4 protein-coding genes are annotated in these 4,637 nt (G+C 42.6%); all 4 read left to right on the top strand.

What is annotated here, in order from left to right; translation table 11 throughout:
- Positions 1 to 407 precede the first annotated feature (407 nt).
- Positions 408 to 782, top strand: a complete 375-nt coding sequence (locus tag R7127_RS25775) for a plasmid mobilization protein (protein ID WP_318148647.1) — start codon at positions 408 to 410, stop codon at positions 780 to 782.
- Positions 763 to 2,907, top strand: a complete 2,145-nt coding sequence (locus R7127_RS25770; RefSeq protein ID WP_318148646.1) for a relaxase/mobilization nuclease domain-containing protein — start codon at positions 763 to 765, stop codon at positions 2,905 to 2,907. Before R7127_RS25775 ends, R7127_RS25770 begins: the two co-directional genes overlap by 20 nt.
- A gap of 69 nt (positions 2,908 to 2,976) precedes the next feature.
- Positions 2,977 to 3,861, top strand: a complete 885-nt coding sequence (locus R7127_RS25765) for a helicase RepA family protein (protein WP_225455839.1) — start codon at positions 2,977 to 2,979, stop codon at positions 3,859 to 3,861.
- Positions 3,861 to 4,637 (top strand): replication protein C, IncQ-type (gene repC, locus R7127_RS25760; protein ID WP_318148645.1); only part of this gene is annotated, 777 nt, incomplete at its 3' end. The genes R7127_RS25765 and repC, both read left to right, overlap by 1 nt.

The following is a 4,637-nucleotide window of genomic DNA, read 5'->3' as shown; positions in this document are numbered from 1 at the left end:
GAGAATGAAAATGTTTGCTTCTGGCTCAAGACAGGTAGAGATCACATTAATAATGAAATTACCGAAGAATTAGCGGATAATATTTATATTGAGCTTAAGCGCATTAAAAATAAACTACGTGAGCTGGGCTACAAAGAAAAGCGAAATCTTGAAATCTAGCATTTGGGGGGTTGAGGGGTTAGGAGCAAGGTATAATTTAGCTCCGCTAAATTCCCTCCATTTTCGCTTCGCTTCATTCCGTGCCTTGCCATTGCATGGAGCTTGGTAGCCTAGCGGCTACGGGAAACCTGAAGGTTTCAGACTTCCTCAACCGCGCAAAGCGAGGGCGAGGAAGGCGGGTGTGTGAGGCGGCTGCCTCCCCCTACCAAACACAAACACAGCAATAATTATTATAAAAAGGCTGAATTATGGAACGTACCAGACCAGTAAGAATAAGTGTCTATTTCACTGATAGCGAAATAGACAAACTTAAAGATAAATACCAAATCGACCCATCGAACAAGCGTCCGAACGGTAAGTTAGCAGGTTATATGCGAGAGCAAATACTGAACGGGAAAATAAGCGAGTCACGCTTAGATCCTATCTCAGTGTCTCAATTCTCAGAGCTTGCAAGGTTATCTAGTAACCTTAATCAAATCACTCATCATTTAAATAAGCACAATATGAGTGAATATCTCAATTGTGATATAAATGAATTAAGAGAAACTTTAAATAAAATAAGAAGCACTTTAATAAATATAAATACAAATAAAGGTGACAAAGATGAAAGCGAAAGTGAATAGAGGTAATGGCTTTCGAGGCTTGGCTAATTACATTCTGGATTCAGTTAAAGGAGCTGAATTACTAGGGGGTAATATGTCGGGAGAAAACTCAAGAGAGCTTGCAAAAGAGTTTGCCGTCTGCCGTAAATTAAGACCTAACATTAATCGTCCAGCGTGGCATGTTTCTCTTGCTTTGCCAGCAGGGGAAAACATTGATGATTCAATGTGGTGCAATGTTGCTCAACGATTTTTGGAAGAAATGGGTGTGGATATTAACATGCACCAATACTTCCTTGGTAAACACTCAGACACAAATAATGAGCATATCCATATCGGGCTAAATCGCATTGGTTTTAATGGTGAGCTGTATCATGGAAGAAATGACGTAATGCTTGCAATTCAAGCAACGCACAAACTAGAAAAAGAGTTTGGTTTACAGTTAACTCCAACTTTTGAAGAGCGTAAACAAGAAAAATCTCTTACATCAAATGAGATCCAAATGGCAGCGAGGACAGGGGAAGTGCCAGCCAGAGCAGCATTGCAAAACATTTTAAATGAAGCACTTACAGATAAGCTGGACGTTTTTGCATTTATAGAACGATGCGAAGCGGCAGGAGCAACAGTTATCCCGAACGTTGCCAGCACTGGACGATTAAACGGTTTCGCCTTTGAGTATCAAGGCATTAAATTTAAAGGCTCCGATCTTGGGGCGAAGTACACCTATAAGAACTTAAAAGAAGTGGTGATTTATGAGCAAGACAGACAAAGTGCGGAGCTTATCGCAGCAGCACAAACAATCAAGCAAAGGCTCAATGCAGTCAGTGAAAGAGACGCAGCAACAGAGCAACAGGAATCTAGACCAGATCCAGCAGGTAACGGAAAAGCTGAACATGCTACCCAGTCACCTGATCAGCGTAACGAACAGTCTGAACGCCTTGGAGAAGTCGATAAGATCGGAACATCAGAAGAACAAGGGCGAGCTATCGAAAGCAACTCAGAAGATGCTCAATGCAGAAATCAAGCTGAAGAAGCAGAGCAACAGCGTAGTGTGGCAAACGAAGTTGCTATGGTGGATTCTGGGCTTGCTGATTGGGGTGATGCTGACAATCACATTAGTGATATTGTCGCGCCCATTGTTGCAGTTTCTAATAAATGTCCATCGGCTAATACAGTAAGGAAACAGCAGTTATGGCAGCAGCAAGCCGAAGCTCTACAAGCTGATAAGTACCGCATAACCCTGATCGGTCGCCAAGGGCAAAAGCCTTGGGTGCTAGGAAAGCAGAAAGACGGCACAGAGAAGTTTTATAGTGTTGAAGAAGTTAAGAATAACATTCCACTTCTAAGTAAAAAGAATGCAGAGGGACGGGATATTTATATCACTCCCATCACGCTTGATTATCACTATATTGTCGTTGACGATTTAACGCCAGAAACGCACAAGGAAATGCTTGCTAATGGCTATTCCCCGAACCTGGTGCAAGAGTCGTCCAGGGACAACTATCAAGCAATCTTTAGAGTGCCTAAGTCCACTGACGAAAAGGATCGAGAGATCGCAAATAAGGTGGTTGTAGGTCTGAATAAGCGCTATGGCGATGAAAACTTTACGGGTGTATCTCATCCTTTCCGAATGGCAGGATTCAGCAATAAGAAGCCAACAAGAAACAACTTCTTCACTCGCTTAATATCAAGCTCTGCAAACGCTTGTCAGCGTGTTATCACTTTACTTAAGCAAGAACTGGATAAAGTGATTAAAGAGCGTGAGGAAGCTAAACAGGCGTATCAAGATGCGAAAGTTCAGCAACCTAAGCAAATCTCACTTGAAGAAGAGAGATTAAGGAAAATCGCAAGCGTTGATGCTACTACGAAAACAGCCGATGCGGTCTTTATGCGCCACTGGAGCAAATGGCATGGATTAGCTAAAAGCAAAGGCTGGTCTATCGATTATTCACGTATTGATTTTGCAGCTACCATAGACATGATCAAGGGCGGCTATAACGATGAAGAAATCCTGATTGCCATTGTGAATAGCTCCCCGTCCGTAGTGGACAGAAAGAATGATGTACAAGACTACACACGCAGAACGTTAGAGAAAGCGAAGATTAAACTTGGTGACGGTGATGATGGTAATAATCAATTATCGTTGTAACATAAATGACAAAGGGGCGAGTGCAGCAACACTCAACCCCTTCAAAATTGTTAACTTTAAGGCATTAACATGGATAATCTTAAACAAGAAACCCCAGTGTTTCAACTGGGTGGTGCAGGCTATCTGCATTTAGAACAAGCATTTTCAGAAGAAGCCCCAGAACTCGATTTTGTTTTTGACGGCTTATTGGCTGGCACTGTAGGCGGCATTGTTGCGGCTGGCAGCACTGGCAAATCATATTTTGCTTTAGGTCTACTTTCTGATCTTGCTACTGGCAAAGATACTTTAGGCTTAGGCATCAAAGAGTGCGATAAAGGTACGGTTTATCTAACACTCGAAGATCCCCGTGAAATTCTCCATCAGCGTATGCACGCAATTGGTTCTCTTTTAGCACCTGATGACCGCATTAAAATGCAGCGTAGAGCGCACATCGAGAGCCAAGTGGGGAGCCTGATCCACTTAGTGGATAGTAACGGCTTTTACAATCAACGCATTATTGATGCTATGTGCCTTGCATTCGAAGGTAAGCGCCTTGTGATACTCGATACGCTTCGTAGATTCCACTCTGGCAATGAGAACGACTCAGGACACATGAGCACTCTGATCAGTTGCTTTGAGCAAATAGCTCATCGCACTGGTGCTGCAATCCTCTTCCTGCACCACGTAAACAAGACAAGCAACTTCTTAGGCTCAGGGCTTGAGCAAGGTGCTTCTCGTGGCTCTGCGGCTCTTACAGACAACATACGATGCCAAATCAACCTAACAACCATGACAAAGGAAGATGCAAAGCAATTCAATATTGATGAGCTTGAGCGCACTAAGTATGTTCAGCTTTACAACTCAAAAGCCAACTACCAAAAGGACAATGGAATAAGGTGGTTTAAGCGAGGCGTTGGAGGTGTTTTGATGCGTCATAATTTCAGTGCTTCAAATATGATTAGAGGGCGTAACTAATGGATGATGTAAGATTCCCTGCGGCTCGTAATCACCCTGTTTTACACGCTGCACCAACCTTTAGACCAATCGCCAAGGGTAGGCGAAGAAAGGGCTTAGAGCGCATTCACGAAACGCCTAATGGCACACTAAAAACCAGAATGTTCTATGAGCTTGATGTGGCTGATCAGGATTTGCTTTTGTGCGTTTTAGCAATTGCTCGAAGTGAACTGTATCGTGAAGCAATAGATCAGGACGATAAGATACTTGAAGCCTTGGAGATAGATCTTAAAGGTGGTTCTATCAATGAAAAAGAGACTTTCAGGCTCTTAGAACTTCCAGCATTAAAAATATCACTAACAAGATATGAGTTACTTAAAGAGTTGCAACGCTCCACATCAGGAGCCAAGAACTATAAGTGGCTTGAGGCAAGTCTAGATAGATTAGGAGCTGTTAGTTTCAAATATGACGGTGCTCGCTGGTCTGGATCTTTTAATCTTCTCTCTTATCGGTTTAATAAAGATACTGAGCAATATGATATTTTTATCAATCCTATCTCTGCGCACTCTGTATGGTCTCAAAAAGCAAATTATATCTTTATCCATAGACAAGAAAGGCACTTGCTGAAAGCTGATGCTTCAAGGGTTCTTCACAGCTATTTATCAGGTGTGGTTCGCTTGGGCGAGACAAGGCATATAGGAATTGATACGGTGGTTAGTGCTGTGTGGGCGCAATATGACGAGGAAGTATCAAGTGATACCTTTAGATTTAGAGCTAAGCAAATCTCTGATGGGTGT

Source organism: Vibrio sp. 1159, from assembly GCF_033340395.1.
GTDB classification, from domain to species: domain Bacteria; phylum Pseudomonadota; class Gammaproteobacteria; order Enterobacterales; family Vibrionaceae; genus Vibrio; species Vibrio alginolyticus.
This window is presented reverse-complemented; position numbering and strand designations above follow the sequence as displayed.